Raw genomic sequence first — 21,573 nt, forward strand, 5'->3', positions numbered from 1 at the left:
TCTTCCGTTTTCCGTTGCCGTCCGGCTTAGCCGACGGCCCGCAGGGGGCGCATGGGCGCTGCGGCGGTGTCGCCTTCGACCTTGTCCCGTTCGCGCTGCAATTCCTCGGTCTTCTCGCTGAGGCAGCCGATGATGTCCTTGAGGTGCTGCTTCTGGTCTTCGGTCAGCACCGCGAAGATCGCCTCGATCATCTTGTGCTGTGGCTGCTGTGCGGCGGAGATCACCGTGCGGCCCATATCCGTGATCGAGACGATCTTGGCACGCCGATCCTTCGGGTCCGGCTCGCGCTTGACCAGCTTGTCCCGCTCGAGGCCGTCGATCGCTTCCGTTACCGTGCGGGGCGCGAAACCGAGCGCGCAGGCGATGTCCGTCGAACGCTGCGGGCCCTGACATTCCAGAAGAAGCAGGAACTTGCTGCGGGCAAGCGACACGCCTTCATCCATCATGCACTCGTTCACCAGGCGGCTCACCTGATGGTAGAGTTTGAACATGCCCTGGGAAATTTCTATCGTGCTACTCATGAGGGGAAATATAGGTATTATGAGGGACCATGTCAAATGATCACGAAGGTTTTCGGATAATTTGATCATAGATATTGAACGATCTCTGTAAATGCGAACGGTCAGGTCGCGGGCGTTATTCCTGCCCTTTCCCGGAATTTTCGGGGTGAGACGATTTCTCTCCTGCATAACCTTGACTGCGGGGCGCCAAGCATTGACCCGGAGGAGGGGGGAAGCGATTGTCCGGCCATGCCGTTCCGCTTTATTCACACCGCCGATCTCCATCTCGATTCGCCCCTGACATCGCTCGCTCTGCGCAATGCCGAGCTTGGCGAGCTGGTGCGCGGAGCGACACGCAAGGCGCTGGAGCGTATCGTCGATCTTGCGATCACCGAGGCGGTCGATGCCCTCATCATCGCCGGCGACCTCTATGACGGTTCGCAGACCTCCATGGCGACGGCGCTCTTCCTGATGGGCCAGATGCGCCGGCTGGATGCGGCCGGCATCCGCGTCTTCCTCATCCGCGGCAATCACGACGCCCAGTCACAGATCACCCGCGAACTCACCTTTCCGCCGAATGTGCACGTCTTCGATGGCCGCGGAAAGCCGGTGAAGGCCGGCGTGCTGGCGAGTGGCCGCGAGATCCACGTCCACGGCATCAGCTTTGCCAACCCCCATGCCCCGGCATCGCTGCTGCCGAGTTTTCGCGCACCCGTGCCGGATGCGGTGAACATCGGCCTCATGCACACCAGCCTGGCCGGTGCGAGCCGCCACGATCCCTATGCACCTGTCGGCACAGCCGATCTTGCCGCGCACGGCTTCGATTACTGGGCGCTTGGACACATCCACCAGCGGCGGGTGCATCTCGAAAAACCGTGGATCGTCATGCCCGGCAATCCGCAGGGCCGCGACATCAACGAAGGTGGCCCCAAAGGCATCACGCTCGCCACCATCGAGGACGACGGCACGATCACCTGCGAGATGCATCCGGTCGCGGTTGCGGTGTTCGAGCGGCTTTCCGTCGATCTCTCTGGTATCGAAGACTGGCACGGCATGCTTGACCGCGTCGAAGCCGTGCTGGCCGAGGCGAGGGCGCAAGCACGCGGCGCCCATCTCGTCGCACGCCTTGCGCTTGACGGCGCCACACCGCTTTCCTGGCGCCTGCGCCGCGACGAGGATCTGCTCACCGCCGAACTGCAGAACCTTGCCGCCTCGCTTGGCGAATGCTGGATCGAGGCGGTGGAACTTTCCGTTTCCATGCCGCTTGCCGCGGCGGGTGCCGATGCCGGTCCGCTCACGGAGATGTCCCGTCTGATGCGCGAGGACGTCATCGAAAGCCACGCCTATCGCGAAGAGTTGCGCGAGACGCTGGGCGATCTCCTGCGCCAGTTGCCGAAGGAGGCGCGCGGCCTGCTGGCCGTGGACGAAGCGGCGGAGGAGGCCCTGCTGCACGACCTCGCCCTTCGAGGGGCCGATGCCGTTCTCGCCCGCCTTGGCGGCGAAGGGGCGGAGGGCTAGCCGATGCGTCTTGATCGCCTGGACCTCGTCCGCTACGGAAAATTTACCGACCGCAGCCTCGATTTCGGTACGGCCACGCCGGGCAAGCCGGATTTCCATCTTGTCTACGGCCCGAACGAGGCGGGCAAGTCGACGCTTTTTTCCGCCTATCTCGACCTGCTTTTCGGCATCGAGAAATCCAGCGCCTACGGCTTCCTGCATCCCTATGCCCTGATGCGCGTCGGCGGGCAGTTCTCCGTCGGTGCCGAGCGCCACGAGGCCTACCGCCTGAAGCGCAACCAGGCCTCGCTCGTCACCGCCGATGACCGGCCCTTGCCGGAGACGCTCTTTGCCGCCGTGCTCGGCGGCATGGATCGCAACGCCTATCGCACCATGTTCTCGCTCGACGACGAGAGCATCGAGAGGGGCGGCGAGGACATCCTGAAGAGCGAGGGCGAGCTGGGGTCGATGCTCTTTTCCGCCAGCTCCGGTCTTTCCGACATGGCCACGGGTCTTGCGGCGCTGAAGGCGGAGGCCGACGAGTTCTATCGTCCCTCCGGCCGCAAGCACGGACTCTCGGGGCTCAAGGCGGATATTGACGCGCTGGCGGCCGAGCGCAAGGCGCTCGATGTCGCCGCCCGCGATTACGGCCTGCTGGTGCGCGACCGCGACGCCGCTGTCGAGCGGCACGGCGAGATGACGGCCGCCCGGACCGAGGTGCGCGCCGCGCTGGCGCAGGTGGAGCGCTGCCTTTCAGCATTGCCTTACCTTCGGCGCCTGCGGGCTTTGCGTACCGAGCTCGGCGCCTTCGATCTGGGCGATTCTCCGCCGACCAGCTGGCGTTCGCTCTCCGGGGAACTGGCGCGCGAGGAGGCGGAAATCGCCGCCCGCGCGGCACGCATGGAGGGGGAGCGCCTGCATTTTTCCGAGGAGCTGGCGGAGCTGCCTGAGGACGAGGCCGTTCTGGCGGCCGCAGGCGATATCACCGCGCTTGCCGGTTCCGCGCTCGAGGCTCGCTTCCGCACCGCGGCGATGGATCTTGCTGTCCGCGAGGCGGAACGGGACCGGGTTGCCGTTTCCATCGGGACAAGCCTCGCCGCGTTCGGGCTCGTTGCGGATGCCGACCCGGCGGGCATTCTGCTGCCTCCGGGCCTTGGCGAAAAGCTTGCCGCCCTCCTGTCCCGACGGTCGGCGCTTGCCGAACGCGCCGCGACGGCGCTTCGCGAGCGTGCCGAGGCCCAGCGGGCGCTTGCCGCCATGGGAGACGAGGCGGGCGCCATTTCGGACGAGGACGTGCAGGCGGACGCGGCGCGTCAGTCCTCGCTCGCCGGAGCCCTGCGCGCTGCGCGGTCCGGCGACCTTTCGGCGCGCTTGCGCGAGGCCCGTCGCCTCGTCGCGCTGGCCCGGCAGGATGCCGATGGAGCGATGGCGCGTCTTGCTCCCTGGTCCGGCACCGCGGCGAGCCTGGAGGCCGTAGCTGCGCCATCGCCCGGCGATATAGAGGGTTTGCGCAAACGACATGATTCGGCCGATGAGGCCCTGCACCGTCAACGCGAGCAGGTTGCCGCGCTGGAGCTGGAGGTCGCCTCTGCCCGTGCAACGCTCGGGGCGCTTCAAAAGGCGACCGGTGCGGCGGGCGAAGAACATGCCGGCCATCTGCGGGCCCTGCGGGATGCGGCCTGGCAGAGGCATGCCGGCACGCTCGACAGCGGCTCTGCCGATGCCTTCGAGCAGGCGATGCGCGCGGATGACAAGGCTTCGGATGCGCGCCTGCGCAATGCCGACCGCCTTTCGGAGCTGCGCCTTCTCGAACGGACGATCGCGGAAGGCACGGCGCGGCTGGAGACCCTTGCCGGTGAAGGGACCCGTCTGTCCGAGGTGCGGGCGGAAGTCGAAGGTCAGGTGTCGTCGCTTGCCGCGCGCCTCGGCCTGCCTGAGGGGACGACGCTGGCAGACATGGCCGGCTGGCTGGAGCGGCGGGCGGCGGCGCTGGATGCCATCGGCGGGCTTGCGCAGCGCACCGTGGAAGCCGATCTCGTGGAAAGGGAGAGGCGCGACGTGCTGGCGCGGTTGGCGGCCCTACTGGGTGAAGCGCTGGCCGAGGACAGCCCCTTCGATGAAGCGTTGTTCCTTGCCGAGGACCGGCTGGAGGCGCTGAAGGCCGCCGAGGCCCGGCGGAATTCTGCGGCCGTGCAGTTCGCCCGTCTGAAGGCCGATATTGATATGCGCGGCAAGGCCGCGGAAGACGCCACGGCGGCACTTGGCGCATGGCAGGAGGCCTGGGAGCGGGACATCGCCGGCACCTGGCTCGCCGGGCCGGACGCGCCCGTCGCCCTGGAGCGCGTCGGCGCTCTCCTTCCGGCGCTGCAGACGCTCGCCCAGAATGTCGAGCGGCGCGGGGAGTTCGATCACCGCATCGCCGGCATGCGCCGGGACCAGCAGGATTATGCCGGCCACGCCCGCCGCCTTGCCGAGCGCCTGTCCGAGCCGTTCGACAATGAGGACCCGCTTTCCACCGTCGCAGCCTTCGGCCGGCGGCTCGCCGCGGCGACAGCGGTGCGCCAGCGGCGCGAGGCGATCGACAAGGCGGGGCTGCGCCTTGCCGAGGAGGAGGGTGCACTGGAGGAGCGTCGTGCGGTGCTTACCGCGCGGCTCGCGGAGGTCTATTCCGTCCTTGGCTGCGACACGCTTGCGGAGGCGGATCTTCTCATCGAAGCCTATCGCAAGCGCGACGACATTCTGGCGCGCGTCCACGATGTCGGGCGTGATCTCGCCCAGCAGCTGCGCACGGAAACGGTCGATGAAGCTGAGGCGCTGCTCTCGGCGGTCGATGATGACCAGCTTTCTGCGGAAAGGGGAGACCTTTCCGCACGGCTCGAGGAGCTCGACCGCGCGGTGCAGGAGCAGCACCTTCTGCGCGCCCGGGCGGAGGAGGCGCTGGCTAAGGTCGCTGGCAGCGATGCGGCGGCGGTGCTGGAGGAGCGACGGCGCACGGTGCTGATCGAGCTTGCGGAGAAGTCGCGCCGCTATCTGGCGACGCGCGCCGGCATTCTGGCGGCGGAACAGGCTCTGCGACTTTACCGCGAGCGTCACCGCAGCGCGATGATGGAACGCGCCTCGCGGACGTTCCGCGACATCACGGCGGGCGAATATACCGGCCTGTCGACGATCCTCGAAAAGGACAGCGAATTCCTCGTCGTCAACGCCGCCCCGGGCGGCTCGAAGCTTGCGAAGGACCTCTCCAAGGGCACGCGCTTCCAGCTCTATCTGGCGCTGCGCGTTGCGGGCTATCACGAGATCGCCGCCAGTCGCGAGATCGTGCCCTTCATCGCCGACGACATCATGGAAACCTTCGACGACCGGCGTGCGCTCAATGCCCTGACGGTGATGGGTGCGATGGCGACGGGCGGGCAGGTGATCTACCTGACCCATCACGAGCATCTCTGCGACCTCGCGAAAAAGGCCTGCCCTGACGTCACGATCCATGAATTGTGAGGCCTGAAACGTCGAAGTGTAAAGGAAGCGTTACGGTCAAAACTTGACTTGGCCGATGGTAAGTGGTTCTTGGCGCACCATCGGCATTGCTGCGAAGCCTGCTTCGCGCGGCGCTCCGCCCTGAAGAAACGGACGGGTATGACGTTGAGGACCGGCAGAGAAGCGACGATCTGGGAGCGGGGTTTTGCGCCCGTCGGCTTCCTCGTGCTGCTCGTCACCCTGTTCCTCTCGCAATTCTCCCTTCCTGGCAGCGCAAATGATGCTGGCCACCCGCCGCGGGCAGCCGCCGAAGGCGGCGTCGCGCCATCGCCGCTCTCGGCGACCGGCGATGAACTGTGGTTCCCGGCAAGCGGCCATGCCGAACGGCGGGTCGCCAAGGCCAAGAGCGGCCTGCCGGAAGGCGATGCTGCCGGCAAGGCACTCGTCCCGGGCGCCGGTGTCGTGCTCTACCCCTTCGAGACCTCTGTTTCTGTGGTCTTTGTCGCTGTCGACGATGCGGCGCCCCTCCGCCTGGGCCCGGCATCCTTCCGCAGCCGTGCGCCTCCGGTCCTTGCCGCCTGAGGCCCTGTGGCGTCTCTGCACGCCGCGCCATTCGTTCGAAATTCCGATTCCCGCGGACGGCGCCGACTTCCTGTCGCGCCCGTCCGGCAGTCTAGATGGAACAAACCCATGAAAACCTCCAAATGGGCATTGTTGGTCTACATCGCGATCATCCTCTTCGGGGTGCTCGCGGCCGTGCCCAACGTGCTGACGTCCGAACAGCAAGCCAAGTTCGGGAGCTACCTGCCCGCCAATCCCGTCACGCTCGGCCTCGACCTGAAGGGCGGCTCGCATCTCGTGCTGGAGGTCGATGCCGCGGCGCTGCGCAAAGCGCGCATGGACGTGCTGCTGAACGATACGCGCGCCATTCTGCGCACTGCCGGCGAGCGCGCCTCGGCCGCCCGCCTCAGCGGCACTACGCTGACGATCACGCTGCCCGACCAGGCGACGCTCGACAAAATTCTGCCGGAAGTGCGCAAGCTCGCGACGCCGACGACGACGCTCGGCTTCACCGCCGGCAGCGCCGATATCGATGTCGCCACCAGCGGCAACCTGATCAACGTCACGCTGACGGAAGCCGGCATCAACGAGCGCATGTCGGCCGCCGTCGAGCAGAGCCTTGAAATCATCCGCCGACGCGTCGACCAGGTCGGCGTTGCCGAACCGCTGATCCAGCGGGTCGGCGGCGACCGCATTCTCGTCCAGCTGCCTGGCCTGCAGGATCCGACGCGCCTGCGCCAGCTGCTCGGCTCGACCGCGCAGATGAGCTTCCACATGGTCGACCAGACGGTGGATCCGAACAGCGTCGCCCCGCGCGGCGTGATGATCCTGCCCGGCGCCAACGATCCCGGCAAGTATGCCGTGGAAGAGCGCGTCGCCATTTCGGGCGATCGCCTTGCGGATGCCAAGGCCGGCTTCGACCAGCGCACCAACGAGCCGATCGTCTCGTTCAGCTTCGATTCGACGGGCGCACGCCAGTTCGCGGAAATCACCCAGGCCAATGTCGGCAAGCCTTTCGCCATCGTTCTCGACGGCAAGGTGCTGACGGCGCCGGTCATCCGCGAGCCGATTATCGGCGGCCAGGGCCAGATCTCCGGCAATTTCAACCCGCAGGAAGCGACCGTCCTTTCGGCGCTGCTGCGCTCCGGCGCGCTGCCGGCTCCGCTCACCATCATCGAGGAGCGCACCGTTGGCCCGAACCTCGGTTCGGACTCGATCCGCATGGGTCTCTACACGGGTCTCGCCGGCCTTGCCGCCGTCGTGGTGCTGATGCAGGTGCTCTACGGCTCCTGGGGTCTCATCGCCAACCTCGGCCTCGTGCTGCATACCGTTCTGACGATCGGTCTTCTCGGTCTTCTCGGCTCGACGCTCACCTTGCCCGGCATCGCCGGCATCATCCTCGGCATCGGCATGGCCGTTGACGCCAACATCCTGATCAACGCCCGTATCCGAGAGGAAACGGCGGCCGGGGCGGGGGCCATGAAGGCGCTCGATGTGGGCTTCAACAAGGCCTATGCCACCATCGTCGACGGCAACATGACGACCATGGTCGGCATGATCCTGCTCTTCATGTTCGGTTCCGGTCCGGTGCGTGGCTTCGCCATCACCATGATCATCGGTCTTGCGATCTCGATGTTCACGTCGATCACCTTCGTGCGCCTCCTGATGCGCGAGGTGGTCATCCGCCGCAAGATGAAGAGGATCGACATCCATTCGATCTTCGGCAAGGTCTGGGCGATCCCGAGCTTCTCCTTCATGCGCGGTCGCTATATCGCGATCGGCATGTCGGCCTTCATCTCGATCAGCTCGGTCATCCTGTTCTTCACGCCGGGCCTCAACTACGGCATCGACTTCGTCGGCGGCATCCAGGTCGAAGCGACGTCGAAGACGCCGATCAACCTTGCCCCGCTGCGCGAGAAGATGGAGGGCCTCAATCTCGGTGAAGTGGCCCTGCAGGAATTCGGCCAGGGCACGTCCGTCCTCGTGCGCGTCCAGCGCCAGCCGGGCGGCGAAGAGGTGCAGACCGCAGCGCTCCAGAAGATCCGCGACGGCGTCGCCGAAGTGATCCCGGACGCCAGCTTCGAGCGTACGGAAGTGGTCGGCCCGACGGTTAGCACCGAGCTTGCCCGCTCCGGCTTCCTCGCCGTCGGCCTCGGCATGCTGGCGATCCTGATCTACATCTGGTGGCGCTTCGAGTGGCACTTCGCCGTGGGCGCCATCGCGACGCTGCTCTTGGACATCACCAAGATGATCGGCTTCTTCTCGCTGATGCAGATCGACTTCAACCTGACGGCCATCGCCGCCGTGCTGACGCTGATCGGCTACTCGGTCAACGACAAGGTCGTCGTTTACGACCGCATGAGAGAAAACCTGCGCAAGTACAAGTCGATGCCCTTCTCGGACCTTATCGATCTCTCGATCAACCAGGTGATCATGCGATGCATCTTCACCTCGGTTGCCGTCGCGGCCTCGCTGCTGCCGATGGCGATCTGGGGCGGCGACACGGTCAAGCCCTTCGCCTGGCCGATGCTGTTCGGCGTGATCGTCGCAACGACCTCGTCGATCTATATCGGCGGCCCAATCCTGCTCTTCCTCAGCCGCTGGTGGAAGGATCGCGATACCGCGCGGGCGCCCGGTTCGGCAACGACGCCGGCAACCGAAGCCTAAGACCAAAGCGGGCGCCCCTGGGGCGCCCGTTTCGTTTCAGGAGAAGCGGGAGGGGCTGAACGTATCCGCCGTTATGCCTTCGCGCGCGAGGGGTTCGGGCATGGAGCTTCCGGTGAGGAGGGCGGCGGAAAGGCTGCCGAGGGCGGGCGAGGTGAGGATGCCGTAGCCGCCCTGTCCGGCGAGCCAGAAGAAGGACGGCTCGTCTTTCGCCGGACCGATGACGGGCAGGCGGTCGGCGGAGAAGCTGCGCATGCCGGCCCAGCTCTTGAAGACGCGGCGCACGCTGAGCGTCGTCACTTCCTCGACATAGTGGGCGGCATAGGCGATATCGAGCTCCTCCGGCTGCACGTCCGCCGGCTCGCAGGGCGTGGCGTCGGCCGGCGAGGCGAGCAGGCGGCCCCCCTCCGGCTTGAAATAGAACAGTTCCTCGATCTCGTTGATTTCAGGCAGGCGGCTCGCGTCGATGCCCCCGGGCAGGTCGACGGTGATGGCCGTTCGGCGGTGCGGCACGATGCCAGCGGGGGTGACGCCCGAAAGCGCGGCCACCGCATCGGCCCAACCGCCGGCCGCGTTCACCAGCGTGCCGGCCGATATGGTGTCTCCACCGGTTTCGATCCGCCATGCGCCCGCGACCCGCCGGGCGCCGGAGAACATCTGCCCTTCGAGGATCTGTGCGCCGTTGCGCCGGGCGTGGCGGGCATAGGCCTGCAGCAGGGCGTCCACCTCGATATCCCAGTAGTCGGGGTCGAAATAGGCGGCCGCTGCATAGGCCGGGTCGAGCATTGGCGCACGGGCGAGCATTGCGGCTTCGTCCAGCCACTCCACCGCCACGCCGAGCGCTTTGGCGGCCTTGAAGCGTGCGCGCACCAGTGCCGTCTTCTCCGCCGTGCCAAGGATGATGCTGCCCCGCTCTATGAGCAGCGGTACGTCGGCAAACCCCTCGGGCGGCTGCATCAGGAAATCATGGCTGGCGCGGGCGAGCGCATTCACCAGCGGTGCATTGTCCCGCAGCGTGAACTCCGCCGCCGAGCGGCCGGTGCTGTGATAGCCGAGCGCGCCTTCCTGCTCCAGAACGACGACGGAGCGGAACGGGCTCAGGAAATAGGCGAGCGAAAGGCCGGCAATGCCGCCGCCGATGATCGCGATGTCGAATGTCCGCATGGCCTGCCTCCGCTGTGAACCCTTTCCTCCTGCCTAAGCAAGCCGTCGGCATTCTTCAAATTTATAGCGATGAAAGTGGCTATCATCCGTATTGATGTGGCTCGCCCCAGCGCCAGGGCGGCACATCCGCCATATGGGCGAGGAAGGCCCGCTCGGCGGGGTTAAGCGCGGAACCGGGATTGGTGATACGGAAGGTCTCGGCCACCGGCAGGTCGTCATAGGGCGGTAGCTGCCAGAGTTCGCCGGCCGTCAGCGCGGCACCGGTGAGATGCACCGGCAGCATGCCGATGCCGGCATTGGCGACGACGAGCCGCAGTACCTCCTCGACATTGAAGGCGAGCGCCCGCACCTGCTGGCCGAAGGAGCCGATGGCGCGCACCGCCGTCACCGGCCCCATATGCGGCCCGCCCAAAACGTCGGCAAGGAAGCTGACATAGGGTTCACCGCGCAGGTCCTCCAGCCGGGCATCCAGCATGCCGAACAGCCGGTGCCCGCGGCCACAATAGAGCGCGTAGCGCTCGTAGCAGAAGGGGGCCTTCTCGAGGCCCTCCGGTATGATGCCGTCCGAGAGCCCGAGCGTCGCGACGCCGCGCTCCACCGAGCGGATGACGTCGGTCGTCGTTTCCACCGTCACACCCACGGTGACGCGCGGGTGCAGCCGGAAGAAATCGGCGATCGCCCTGTCCCAGGCCGGGTTCATCGCATGGCTGACCGCATGGATGGTGATGTGGCCGGAAATGTCCTCGCCGGAGGGCTGCATGGCCTCCGGCAGGCGCACGATGGCGGAAAAGATATCGTGGCAGAGCGCATGCAGCCGCTCGCCGGCCTCGGTCAGCTCGAAACGGCCGGGGCTTCGGTCGATCAGCCGGTGGCCGACCGATTGCTCCAGTCGCTTCAGCGCCATGCTGACAGCCGGCTGCTGCAGCAGCAGACGGTTCGCCGCCCGCGTGATCGAGCCCTCCTCGACCACGACCACGAAGGTGCGCAGGAGGTTCCAGTCAAGATTGTGGGCGAAGCGTTCAAGGCGGTTGATCGGCATGCGTGTAGCTACGGCCACGGCGTCGACAAAGGCAAGGGGAGGCGGGTCTTGGAACCGTCGAAATGTGATCGGCGCGCCGGGTTTTTCGCGGAACCAAAAAGCAGGCTGGCGCATTGCCCATCGCGAATGAAGGGGAAAAACGTGATGTGGGAACGGTTTAGCACCAGCGGCCTCGCGGGGGCGTATCTCGATGGCCTCCTGGCGGACGGGGTGGCGGCGCGGATGGAGTTTCGCCCGCGGCGGGCGCTGGATCCCTATCCGTTTCTGGTCAGGCCGGCGGACGAGGGAGAAGACGAAGCCTTTTTTACGCGACCCATAAATGGCGCTCGGGGCGGGAGCCCCTTCCGTTTCTTACCTTGATCCCGAAAACGAAAGAGGCGGCCGAAGCCGCCTCAGTCTGATGTGCACATCGTCCCATCCGCTGCCGCGTCATGGTCCAGTCGAGCCTGACCACAACGCGGAAGAGGTTGGCTTACTTCATCGTATAGATGTCGATGGAGAAATACTTGTCGTTGATCTTCTTGTAGGTGCCGTCCTCGCGGATGGCCTTCAACGCGGCGTTCAGCTTTTCGCGCAGGTCGTTGTCTTCCTGGCGCACGGCAATGCCGACGCCTTCGCCGACGAACTTCTTGTCGGTGATCGGCTCGCCGATCAGCTCGCAGCAGGCCTTGCCGTCGTCGTTCTTGGTGACCCAGTCGAGCAGCGGAATCATGTCGCCGACCTGCACGTCGAGGCGGCCGTTCGCCATGTCGAGATTGACCTCGTCCTGCGTCGGATAGAGCTTGATGTCCGCATCCGGATAGACGGCGGCGGCAAAATCGGCCTGCGTGGTGCCGGACTGGGCGCCAATCGTCTTGCCCTTCATGCCTTCATTGGTGAAATCGGTGATGCCGGAATTCTTCGGCGCCGCATGGGTCATGGCGGCAAGATAGTAGGGGTCGGTGAAGTTGACCTGCTTCTTGCGTTCGTCGGTGATGAACATCGAGGCGATGATCATGTCGTACTTCTTGGCGACGAGGCCGGGAATGATACCGTCCCAGTCCTGCGCCACCACCTCGCATTCGACCTTCATCTTCTCGCAGAGTGCAAGACCGATTTCCACGTCGAAGCCGCCAAGCTTGCCGGCGGAATCCTGGAAGTTGAAGGGCGGGTAGGCGCCTTCCGTGCCGATCTTCAGCGTCTCGGCAAAAGCCGGGGCGGAAAGCAGCGTGGAGCCTGCGAGAGCCAGCGCGAGCAGCATTTTCTTCATGGTCGTTCCCCTGTTGTGATTGTGACCGATAGGGAACGGTAGCGCGGCCTCGCGCATAAACGAAATAGATAGCCATGATGTCGGCTATCATTTCAGTTGATGCGCGAGACTCTCCGGATTTTCCTTACCAACGATCGTGCACATGGGGCGCGATGAGCCGGTAATAGACCTCGCGCGTTGCTTCCATCACGTCTTCCGAAATTGCCGGAAGGCCTGCAGCCCGGGCATTGGCCTCTGCCTGCGCGGCATTGCGCGCACCGGGAATGACGACGCTGACCGCGTCGGCCATCAGGATCCAGCGCAGCGCGAAGGCGGCCATCGCGGTGCCGGCGGGCACCAGGGCGCGGATTTCCTCGACAGCTTGCAGGCCGGTCTCGAAGGGCACGCCGGCAAAGGTCTCGCCCACGTCGAAGGCATCGCCCTGGCGGTTGAAGTTGCGATGATCGTCGGCGGCAAAGGCGGTGTCGCGCGTGATCTTGCCGGAGAGCAGACCGCTTGCCAGCGGCACGCGGGCGATGACGGCGACCTGACGGCGCGCGGCTTCCCGGAAGAAGAGCTGCGCCGGGCGCTGACGGAACATGTTGTAGATGATCTGCACGCTGACGACGCCGGGATATTCGATCGCCTTCAGCGCTTCCTCGACCTTCTCGACGCTGACGCCGTAGTTGGCGATCTTGCCGGCGGTCTTTATCTCTTCCAGCGCATGGAAGACCTCGGGCCGGTAGTAGACCTCCGTCGGCGGGCAATGCAGCTGCACGAGATCGAGGCGTTCGACGCCGAGGTTCCTCAGGCTGCGATCGATGAAGCCTTCGAGGTTTTCCTTGGTATAGCCATCGGCGACATGCGGGGAAAGCCGGCGACCGGCCTTGGTGGCCACCATCGGGCGCTGGCCGCCGCGGTCCTTCAGCACGTCGGCGATGATCTTTTCCGAGCGGCCGTCGCCATAGACGTCGGCTGTGTCGATGAAGGACATGCCAGCATCGAGCGCGGCGTTGAGGGCGGCGCGGCCGTCCGCCTCGCTGACATCACCCCAGGCGCCGCCGATCTGCCAGGCGCCGAAGCCGATATCCGTGGTGGTGAAACCCGTGCGGCCGAATTTGCGATGTCTCATGAAAATGTCTCCCGGCAAAAATCGTTGTGCCGGGAGGTAGCACTCCGCAGGGAGGCGAACAAGGAAATCGCTTGCGCCGATGGCTCAGACGGGCGTGATTTCTACCAGATAGAAAGCCGCCTTCTCACCCGTCGGGATAACCTCCGCCTTCTGCGCGCCATCGAACACGAGGGCGTCGAGCGGGTGAAGGCCGATCAGGCCCTCGCTGGTGGAAACACCGAGTGGCGAAAGCGCCAGCAGCAGGCGTTTCCCCGTGGTCTCGCGAAGCGCTCTGGCCCCTTCCGCAACCTGGTGCGTCAGCGAATGCCGGAAGGCGCCCCGCCGTGTCATCACATTGAGGTCGGTGATGGGGCCGCCCGTCAGCCGGGCGGTCGTCGGTGCATCGGCGGGAAAGGCGAGGGGCGCGCAGACCGGCGTCAGCAGCTTGTCGCCGAGCCCCTCGATGGAAAGCGCCATTCCGTCACCGGAAAGGACGGCCAGCGTGCGATCGATGCCGGGGAAGACCGAAAACGGCCCGTCGCTCGCCACCGTCGCCATGCTGACGCGCCAGCCGAAATCCGAAAGGCTGGCGCCTTCCGGATGGACGATCACCTCGACCGTCTCGCCGCCGCCGTTCTTCCACGGCATGCGGCGATGGTCGCTGTTGCGCAGGAGGCGGGCTCCGTTATGCATGTCGTTCTCCCAGAACCGCCGCACACCTTCGGGCGACAAGCATCAGTTGCCGAGAATGCCCGGCAGGCGCAGGCCCTTTTCGCGGGCGCAGTCGAGCGCGATGTCGTAGCCGGCATCGGCGTGACGCATGACGCCGGTCGCCGGGTCGTTCCAGAGAACGCGGCCGACGCGCTCGGCCGCCTCATCCGTGCCGTCGCAGCAGATGACGACGCCCGAGTGCTGCGAGAAGCCCATGCCGACGCCGCCGCCGTGATGGAGCGACACCCAGGTCGCGCCCGAGGCGGTGTTGAGCAGGGCATTGAGCAGCGGCCAGTCAGACACGGCGTCCGAACCGTCCTTCATCGCTTCCGTCTCGCGGTTCGGCGAGGCGACGGAGCCCGAATCGAGGTGGTCGCGGCCGATGACGATGGGCGCGCTCAGTTCGCCGTTCTTGACCATCTCGTTGAAAGCGAGGCCGAGGCGGTGGCGGTCACCGAGGCCGACCCAGCAGATGCGCGCCGGCAGACCCTGGAAGGCGATGCGCTCGGCGGCCATGTCGAGCCAGTTGTGCAGGTGCTTGTTGTCGGGCAGCAGTTCCTTGACCTTGGCGTCGGTCTTGCGGATGTCCTCCGGATCGCCCGAAAGGGCGGCCCAGCGGAAAGGGCCGATACCGCGGCAGAACAGCGGACGGATATAGGCCGGAACGAAGCCGGGGAAGGCAAAGGCGTTTTCGAGGCCTTCTTCCTTGGCGACCTGGCGGATGTTGTTGCCGTAGTCGAAGGTCGGGATGCCCATGTCCTGGAAGGCGATCATCGCCTCGACGTGCTCGCGCATCGAGGCGCGGGCAGCCTTTTCGACAGCCTTCGGATCGCTTTCGCGCTTGGCCTTCCATTCGGCCATCGTCCAGCCCTTCGGCAGGTAGCCGTTGATCGGGTCGTGGGCGGAGGTCTGGTCGGTGACCATGTCGGGGCGGATGCCGCGGCGGACCATTTCCGGCAGGATTTCGGCGGCGTTGCCGAGAAGGCCCACGGACTTGGCTTCGCCGGCCTTCGTCCAGCGGTCGATCATCGCAAGCGCCTCGTCGAGCGTGTCGGCCTTTTCGTCGATGTAGCGGGTGCGCAGGCGGAAATCGATCGAGTCCGGGTTGCACTCGACGGCAAGGCACGAGGCGCCGGCCATGACGGCGGCGAGCGGCTGGGCGCCGCCCATGCCGCCGAGACCGCCGGTCAGCACCCATTTGCCCTTGAGGTCGCCATTGTAGTGCTGGCGGCCGGCTTCCACGAAGGTTTCGTAGGTGCCCTGAACGATGCCCTGGCTGCCGATATAGATCCACGAGCCGGCCGTCATCTGGCCGTACATGGCAAGGCCCTTCTTATCCAGCTCGTTGAAATGGTCCCAGGTGGCCCAGTGCGGCACGAGGTTGGAATTGGCAATAAGGACGCGCGGGGCATCCTTGTGCGTGCGGAAGATACCGACCGGCTTGCCGGACTGCACGACCAGCGTCTCGTTGTCTTCCAGATCGCGCAGCGACGCGACGATCTTGTCGAAATCGGCCCAGGTGCGGGCGGCGCGGCCGATGCCGCCATAGACGACGAGTTCATGCGGGTTTTCCGCAACGTTGGGGTCGAGGTTGTTCATCAGCATGCGCAGCGGCGCTTCGGTCAGCCAGCTCTTGGCGGTGCGTTCGGTGCCGGTGGCGGCGCGGACGTCGCGGATGTTGTGGCGGGGATTGTCGGTCATGGCTGGTTCTCCCGGATCAGCGTGTGAGGGTGGAGGCAAGCGCCTCGAGACGGTTCAGGATGTCTTGAAGGGGAATGCGCAGTCTTGCGGCCTTCGCCTCGTCGAGGGCGAAGGGCAGGGCTTCCGTGGCAAGGTGGCTGACCTGCGCAAGCTCCATCTGGATGGCGTGCACGCCGGTCTGCGGCCTGCCGTAGTGGCGCGTCGTCCAGCCGCCCTTGAAGCGGCCGTTGAGGATGCTGGTATAGCCTTCGGCCTTGGCGCAGATTTCGAACGTCGCCGTTTCGATCTCCCTGGCGCAGGTGCGGCCCATGTCGGTGCCGACATTGAAATCCGGCAGCCGGCCTTCGAACAGGAAGGGGATCAGCGAGCGGATAGAATGGCAATCATAGAGGATTGCCACGCCGTGGATCGCCTTGACGCGCTCGATCTCGGCGGCAAGGGCCGCGTGGTAGGGCGCGTGGAAATGGGCGAGCCGATAGGCAATGTCCGCCTCGGTCGGCGCCTCGCCGTCCTTCCAGATCGGCTTGCCGTCGAAATCCGTTTCCGGAACGAGGCCTGTCGTGTTCTGGCCGGGATAGAGGCTGACACCATCGGGATCCCGGTTGGCGTCGATGACATAGCGGTGGAAGGTTGCGCGCACCGTCGTCACCTCCGACAGGAGGCCGGCATAGAGACGCTCGATGTGCCAGTCCGTATCCGCGAGGATACGGCCGTTGTCGTTCAGGCGTTCCCAGATATCGGCCGGGACATCCGTGCCGGTATGCGGGAAGGCGAGAATCACGGGCGATGTGCCCTGCCGGGTTTCGACCAGTGCCACCTCAGGCCTCCAGAACCGGCAGGATGCCCTTGGTGACGGAGGCGGCGAGCGCGCCGGAGGAGACGAAGCTGCTGGCGGCGGCAAGGTCGGGCGCCATGTAGCGGTCCTCTTCCAGCGTGGCGACGACGGTGCGAAGCGCGGCGACGACCTTCTTCAGCTCCGGGCTGGTGACGAGCGGGGCGCGGAACTCAATGCCCTGCGCGGCCGTCAGCGCCTCGATACCGACGATGGCGGAGAGGTTTTCCGTCATGCGCAGCAGGCGGCGGGCGCCGTGGCAGGCCATGGAGACGTGGTCTTCCTGGTTGGCGGAGGTCGGCGTCGAATCGACCGAGGCCGGATGCGCCATCTGCTTGTTCTCGCTCATCAGCGCGGCCGAGGTGACCTCTGCGATCATCAGGCCGGAATTGAGGCCCGGCTTCTTGGCGAGGAAGGCCGGCAGGCCGAAGGAGAGGGCGGGATCGACCAGCAGCGCGATGCGGCGCTGGGCGATGGCACCGATCTCGCAGGTCGCGATGGCGATCTGGTCGGCGGCAAAGGCGACCGGTTCGGCATGGAAGTTGCCGCCCGAAACGACGCTGTTGTCGGAGAGGACCAGCGGGTTGTCGGTGACGGCGTTGGCTTCGATTTCGAGCGTGCGGGCGGCCGAGCGCAGGAGATCGAGGCAGGCGCCGTCGACCTGCGGCTGGCAACGGATGCAATAGGGATCCTGCACGCGTTCGTCACCGGTGATGTGGCTTTCGCGGATGACGGAGCCGGCAAGCAGCGCGCGCAGCGCGGAGGCGGCGTCGATCTGGCCCTTGTGGCCGCGCAGCGTGTGGATATCCGGATGGAACGGCGCGGAGGAACCCATGGCGGCGTCGGTGGAAAGCGCCCCGGTGACGAGGGCGGCCTGGGCGGCACGATGAGCGCGGAAGAGGCCGGTCAGCGCCAGGGCGGTCGAGACCTGGGTGCCGTTGATGAGGGCGAGGCCCTCCTTGGCGGCGAGCACGACGGGCTTCAGGCCGGCCTTTTCCAGCGCCTTGCCGCCGGAAAGGCGTTCGCCGGCATAAAAGGCCTCGCCTTCGCCGATCATCACCGCCGTCATGTGGGCGAGGGGGGCGAGGTCGCCGGAGGCGCCGACGGAACCCTGTTCCGGGATGACCGGGATGACGCCTCTGGCCTGCATCGCCTCGATGAGGCGAACGACCTCGATGCGCACGCCCGACGCACCGCGGCCGAGCGAGACCAGCTTTAGTGCCATGATGAGGCGCACGATGTTTTCGGCGAGCGGTTTGCCGACGCCGCAGCAATGCGACAGGATCAGGTTGCGCTGGAGGGTCGCGACATCGGCCGGCGCGATCTTGATGGAGGCGAGTTTGCCGAAGCCGGTATTGATGCCGTAGACCGGCTCGTCGCCGCCGGCGATTTCCGCGATGCGCGCGGCGGCCTTCTCGATGCCCGCGTCGAAGGACGCGTCGAGCCGGGTGGCTTCGCCGGTCCAGTAGAGGGTTTCAAGGGTCTTGAGGGGCACGGAGCCCGGATGGAGCGTGATCGTCATGGTGCAGTTCCCGATGCAGCCTTGTGCTGCCTGTTGAATGGATCAGTGTCCGCTGCGGATACGGGCATGCAGGGGGTTGAACCCCATGCGGTAGACCAGTTCCGCCGGCCGGCCGATGTCCCAGAGGACGAAATCGGCCCATTTCCCGGCCTCGAGCGTTCCCACCTCGTCGACGAGGCCGAGGGCGCGGGCGGCCTCGCGCGTCGTGCCGGCAATGCATTCCGTGACGGTCATGCCGAAGAGGGTCGCGGCCATGTTCATGGTAAGAAGCAGCGAGGTCAGCGGTGAGGTGCCGGGATTGGCATCGGTCGCAACAGCCATCCGGACACCGTGCTTGCGGAAGAGATCGACCGGCGGCTTCTTCGTCTCGCGGATGAAGTAGAAGGCGCCCGGCAGGATGACGGCGACGGTGCCGGCTTTGGCCATGGCAGCCGCGCCCGCATCGTCGGTGTATTCGAGGTGGTCGGCCGACAGCGCGCCGTAGCGGGCGGCCATTTCCGCGCCGTGGAGGTTGGAAAGCTGGTCGGCGTGCAGCTTTACGGGCAGGCCATGCGCCTTCGCAGCGTCGAAGACCTTTGCCATTTCCTCCGGCGAGAAGGCGATGCCCTCGCAGAAGCCGTCAACGGCGTCGGCAAGCCCTTCGGCCGCGACGGCCGGCAGCATCTCGCCGACGACCTTGTCGATATAAGCCGTCTTGTCGCCGTTCATTTCCGGCGGCAGCGCGTGGGCGCCGAGGAAGGTGGTGCGCACGGTGACGTCGCGCATCTCCGCGATGCGCCGTGCAGCACGCAGGGATTTCACTTCGTTCTCGGTGTCGAGGCCGTAACCGGATTTCAGTTCGACCGTCGTCACGCCCTCGGCGATCAGGGCGTCGAGGCGGGGCAGGGTCTGGCGTACCAGCTCGTCCTCGCTCGCCGCGCGCAGCGCCTTGACGGAGGAGACGATGCCGCCGCCGGCCCGGGCGATCTCCTCATAGGAGGCGCCGGCAAGGCGCAGCTCGAATTCATGGGCGCGGTCGCCGGCATGCACGAGATGGGTATGGCAGTCGATGAGGCCCGGCGTGATCCAGCGGCCCTCGCAGTCGATGGCCTCCGCGGCGGAGAATTCTGCGGGAAGCTCGGCCTCGGGGCCGGCAAAGGCGATGCGGCCGTCGCGGACGGCGATCGCGCCGTTTTCGACGATACCAAGATCCGGCAGGCTCTCCTTGAGCGTCGCGAGCCGGGCATTGCGCCAGACTCGGGGACTGTCCTTTTCCGGTGTCGTCATCGTGATTGCCTCTTCCCTGTGATGAATATAATGTATATACATAATTATGAGAGGCGCAAGAGCCAATTTGCCGGAGCGGCGCCAGGATGCACCATCGGGAGAAGGAACGGGCCATGGCCGTCATTCATGCAAGGCAGGCGCTGCTTACGGGCGGCTGGGCGAGGGATGTTCGTATAGGCATCGTGGACGGCCGCATCGCGACGCTCGAAACCGGTGCCGCGCCGGCGCCGGGCGACGAGCGCCACGACACCATCGTCGCCGGCATGCCGAACCTGCACAGCCACGCCTTCCAGCGCGGTATGGCAGGACTGGCGGAAACCCGCGGGCCGGGCAGCGATTCGTTCTGGAGCTGGCGCAACGTCATGTACCGCTTCGCGCTCGCCATGACGCCCGACGATGTGGAAGCGGTCGCCGGCCAGCTCTATATCGAGATGCTGGAGGCTGGTTATACGCGCGTCGGCGAGTTCCATTACCTGCACCATGACAAGGATGGCGGGCATTATGCCGATATCGCCGAAATGGCCGTGCGCATCGCCGCAGCGGCGTCCGAGACCGGCATCGCGCTAACGCTGCTGCCCGTCTTCTACGCCCATGCCGGCTTCGGCGGCACCGCGCCGGGGGAGGGCCAGCGCCGCTTCATCAACGACCGGCGGTCCTATGGCGCAGTGCTGGAGCGCTGCCGCGCGCTGACCGATACGCTGCCCGCCGGCATCACCGGCGTCGCCCCGCACAGCCTGCGCGCCGTCACACCGGACGAGCTTGCCGACGTCGTGGCCATGGCCGGCGATGCGCCGGTCCACATCCATATTTCCGAGCAGGTCAAGGAAGTCGAGGACAGCATTGCCTGGTCCGGCCGCCGTCCGGTGGAGTGGTTGCTCGACAACCAGGCGGTCGACGGCCGCTGGTGCTTCATCCATGCGACACACATGACGGAGGCCGAAACGCGCGGCATGGCGAAGACCGGGGCGATCGCCGGCCTCTGCCCGGTGACGGAGGCCAATCTCGGCGACGGCACCTTCCCGGCACCGGATTTTATGGCTCATGGCGGCCGCTTCGGCGTCGGCTCGGATTCCAACGTGCTGATCGGCCTGCCGGACGAATTGCGCCAGCTCGAATACTCGCAGCGTCTCGCCCACCGCGCCCGCAACGTGCTGGCCGCCCCCGGCGGTTCGACGGGCCGGGCGCTCTTCGACGGCGCGCTGCTTGGCGGCGCGGCGGCGCTCGGTGCCGAATCGGGCCTTTCGGCCGGGCGCGCCGCCGATTTCGTCAGCCTCAAGGCACGGCATGGTCTCGATCTTGCGGGCGATGCGCTGCTCGACGGCTGGATCTTTGCCAATGGTGCGACGGTCGATTGCGTCTGGGTGAACGGCTGCCGGCGGGTCGAGGGCGGCCGCCATGTGGCGCGCGAGGCGGTCGGGCGGCGCTTCACGGCCACCATGCGGGCGCTGGCCGAGGCCTGACGACGTATTGAAAGGCGTCCCCGCCTTTCTTATGACTTTTCCCGACCGGGCGAATCTGCGCCCGGCAAGCGCGGAGGCGACCATTTCCACCGTCGAGGACAACAGGCAGCCCGAGGCCAAGGAGCCGTCGCTTCACCGCCGCATCCTGGAGGATGTGGAGGGCAGGATCCTTTCGGGCGAATGGCCGCCGGGCCACCGCATCCCCTTCGAGCACGAATTGACCGAGCAATACCAGTGCTCGCGCATGACGGTGAACAAGGCGATCACCGAGCTCGTCAAGCGCGGCCTGATCGAGCGCCGGCGCAAATCCGGCAGCTACGTCACGCACCCGCATGCCCAATCCGCGGTGCTCGAGATTCACGACATCCGCCTGGAGGTCGAATCGCTCGGCCTGCCGTATCGCTACGAGCGGCGCACACGGGTTAATCGCGTGGCGAGGGCCGCCGACCGGCGGCTGATGGAGCTTTCCGAATCAGCCCGCCTGACGGACATTTCCGCCCTGCATTTCGCAGGCGCTCAGCCCTTCTGCCTGGAAGACCGCCTGATCAATCTCGAAGCCGTGCCGGAAGCGGCCGAGGAAAGCTTTGACGACATCGCGCCCGGCGCCTGGCTGATCAGCCGCGTGCCCTGGAGCGCCGCCGAACACCGTATCCGCGCGGTCGGGGCTGATGCCCGCGCCGCCGAGCTTCTGGCGATCGCGCCCGGAACGCCCTGCCTCGTCGTGGAGCGGCGCACCTGGAGCGGCGGCCTTTATGTCACCCATGTGCGGCTGACCTATCCCGGCGAGAAACACGAGCTCGTCGCCGAATTCGCCCCTTCGCACCCCAAGCAGGGCGCTTGAGG

General features: G+C 66.2%; 16 protein-coding genes. 6 read left to right on the plus strand and 10 right to left on the minus strand.

All coding sequences use genetic code 11. From position 1 onward, the window contains the following. Positions 1-26: 26 nt before the first annotated feature. Entirely contained in the window at positions 27-491 is a 465-nt protein-coding gene (locus EXZ48_RS07240) for a MarR family winged helix-turn-helix transcriptional regulator (protein WP_245290097.1), read from the minus strand. Positions 492-749: 258 nt separating this feature from the next. Between EXZ48_RS07240 and EXZ48_RS07245 the strand changes: the two genes are divergently transcribed. The 4 genes from EXZ48_RS07245 (at position 750) to secD (ending at position 8,699) form a co-directional block, all read left to right on the plus strand. Next, positions 750-2,018: a DNA repair exonuclease gene (locus EXZ48_RS07245; RefSeq protein ID WP_130515034.1), complete on the plus strand. Its 1,269-nt coding sequence runs from the start codon at positions 750-752 to the stop codon at positions 2,016-2,018. Positions 2,019-2,021: 3 nt separating this feature from the next. Continuing rightward, the gene (locus tag EXZ48_RS07250; protein ID WP_130515036.1) at positions 2,022-5,492 is read left to right on the plus strand and encodes an AAA family ATPase; all 3,471 of its coding nucleotides are present in this window, start codon (positions 2,022-2,024) and stop codon (positions 5,490-5,492) included. Between the two features lie 138 nt (positions 5,493-5,630). After that, entirely contained in the window at positions 5,631-6,053 is a 423-nt protein-coding gene (locus tag EXZ48_RS07255) for a hypothetical protein (protein WP_023511963.1), read from the plus strand. A gap of 108 nt (positions 6,054-6,161) precedes the next feature. After that, positions 6,162-8,699: a protein translocase subunit SecD gene (secD, locus tag EXZ48_RS07260; RefSeq protein WP_023511964.1), complete on the plus strand. Its 2,538-nt coding sequence runs from the start codon at positions 6,162-6,164 to the stop codon at positions 8,697-8,699. Between the two features lie 36 nt (positions 8,700-8,735). Here secD and EXZ48_RS07265 read toward each other — a convergent pair whose 3' ends face one another. The 9 genes from EXZ48_RS07265 to hutI form a co-directional block, all read right to left on the minus strand. After that, a complete protein-coding gene (locus EXZ48_RS07265) occupies positions 8,736-9,860 on the minus strand; it encodes an FAD-binding oxidoreductase (protein ID WP_130515038.1) in 1,125 nt (374 codons plus the stop codon). A gap of 82 nt (positions 9,861-9,942) precedes the next feature. Next, entirely contained in the window at positions 9,943-10,899 is a 957-nt protein-coding gene (locus EXZ48_RS07270; protein WP_023511966.1) for a LysR family transcriptional regulator, read from the minus strand. A gap of 472 nt (positions 10,900-11,371) precedes the next feature. Then, positions 11,372-12,148 (minus strand): ABC transporter substrate-binding protein, encoded by a 777-nt coding sequence (locus EXZ48_RS07275; RefSeq protein ID WP_130515040.1) that lies wholly within the window; start codon positions 12,146-12,148, stop codon positions 11,372-11,374. A 124-nt stretch (positions 12,149-12,272) separates the two neighbouring features. Next, positions 12,273-13,259 carry an aldo/keto reductase gene (locus EXZ48_RS07280; protein ID WP_130515042.1) on the minus strand — a complete coding sequence of 329 codons (987 nt, stop codon included), beginning with the start codon at positions 13,257-13,259 and terminating at the stop codon, positions 12,273-12,275. Between the two features lie 84 nt (positions 13,260-13,343). Further along, a complete protein-coding gene (locus EXZ48_RS07285) occupies positions 13,344-13,931 on the minus strand; it encodes a HutD family protein (RefSeq protein ID WP_130515044.1) in 588 nt (195 codons plus the stop codon). A 42-nt stretch (positions 13,932-13,973) separates the two neighbouring features. Then, on the minus strand, positions 13,974-15,650 hold the full coding sequence (gene hutU, locus EXZ48_RS07290; RefSeq protein ID WP_130515046.1) for a urocanate hydratase: 1,677 nt from the start codon (positions 15,648-15,650) through the stop codon (positions 13,974-13,976). Between the two features lie 16 nt (positions 15,651-15,666). Beyond that, positions 15,667-16,467 carry an N-formylglutamate deformylase gene (gene hutG, locus EXZ48_RS07295; RefSeq protein WP_130515048.1) on the minus strand — a complete coding sequence of 267 codons (801 nt, stop codon included), beginning with the start codon at positions 16,465-16,467 and terminating at the stop codon, positions 15,667-15,669. A gap of 1 nt (position 16,468) precedes the next feature. After that, complete coding sequence (gene hutH, locus EXZ48_RS07300) at positions 16,469-18,004, minus strand: histidine ammonia-lyase (RefSeq protein ID WP_050743034.1); 1,536 nt, start codon at positions 18,002-18,004, stop codon at positions 16,469-16,471. Positions 18,005-18,046: 42 nt separating this feature from the next. Further along, positions 18,047-19,270, minus strand: coding sequence for an imidazolonepropionase (gene hutI, locus EXZ48_RS07305; protein WP_130515050.1), 1,224 nt, complete (start codon positions 19,268-19,270; stop codon positions 18,047-18,049). 113 nt (positions 19,271-19,383) lie between these two features. Between hutI and EXZ48_RS07310 the strand changes: the two genes are divergently transcribed. Further along, the gene (locus EXZ48_RS07310) at positions 19,384-20,730 is read left to right on the plus strand and encodes a formimidoylglutamate deiminase (RefSeq protein WP_130515052.1); all 1,347 of its coding nucleotides are present in this window, start codon (positions 19,384-19,386) and stop codon (positions 20,728-20,730) included. A gap of 31 nt (positions 20,731-20,761) precedes the next feature. Next, positions 20,762-21,571, plus strand: coding sequence for a histidine utilization repressor (hutC, locus tag EXZ48_RS07315; RefSeq protein WP_130515054.1), 810 nt, complete (start codon positions 20,762-20,764; stop codon positions 21,569-21,571). Positions 21,572-21,573: the final 2 nt, after the last annotated feature.

This window comes from Shinella sp. JR1-6, from assembly GCF_004284735.1.
Classification (GTDB): domain Bacteria; phylum Pseudomonadota; class Alphaproteobacteria; order Rhizobiales; family Rhizobiaceae; genus Shinella.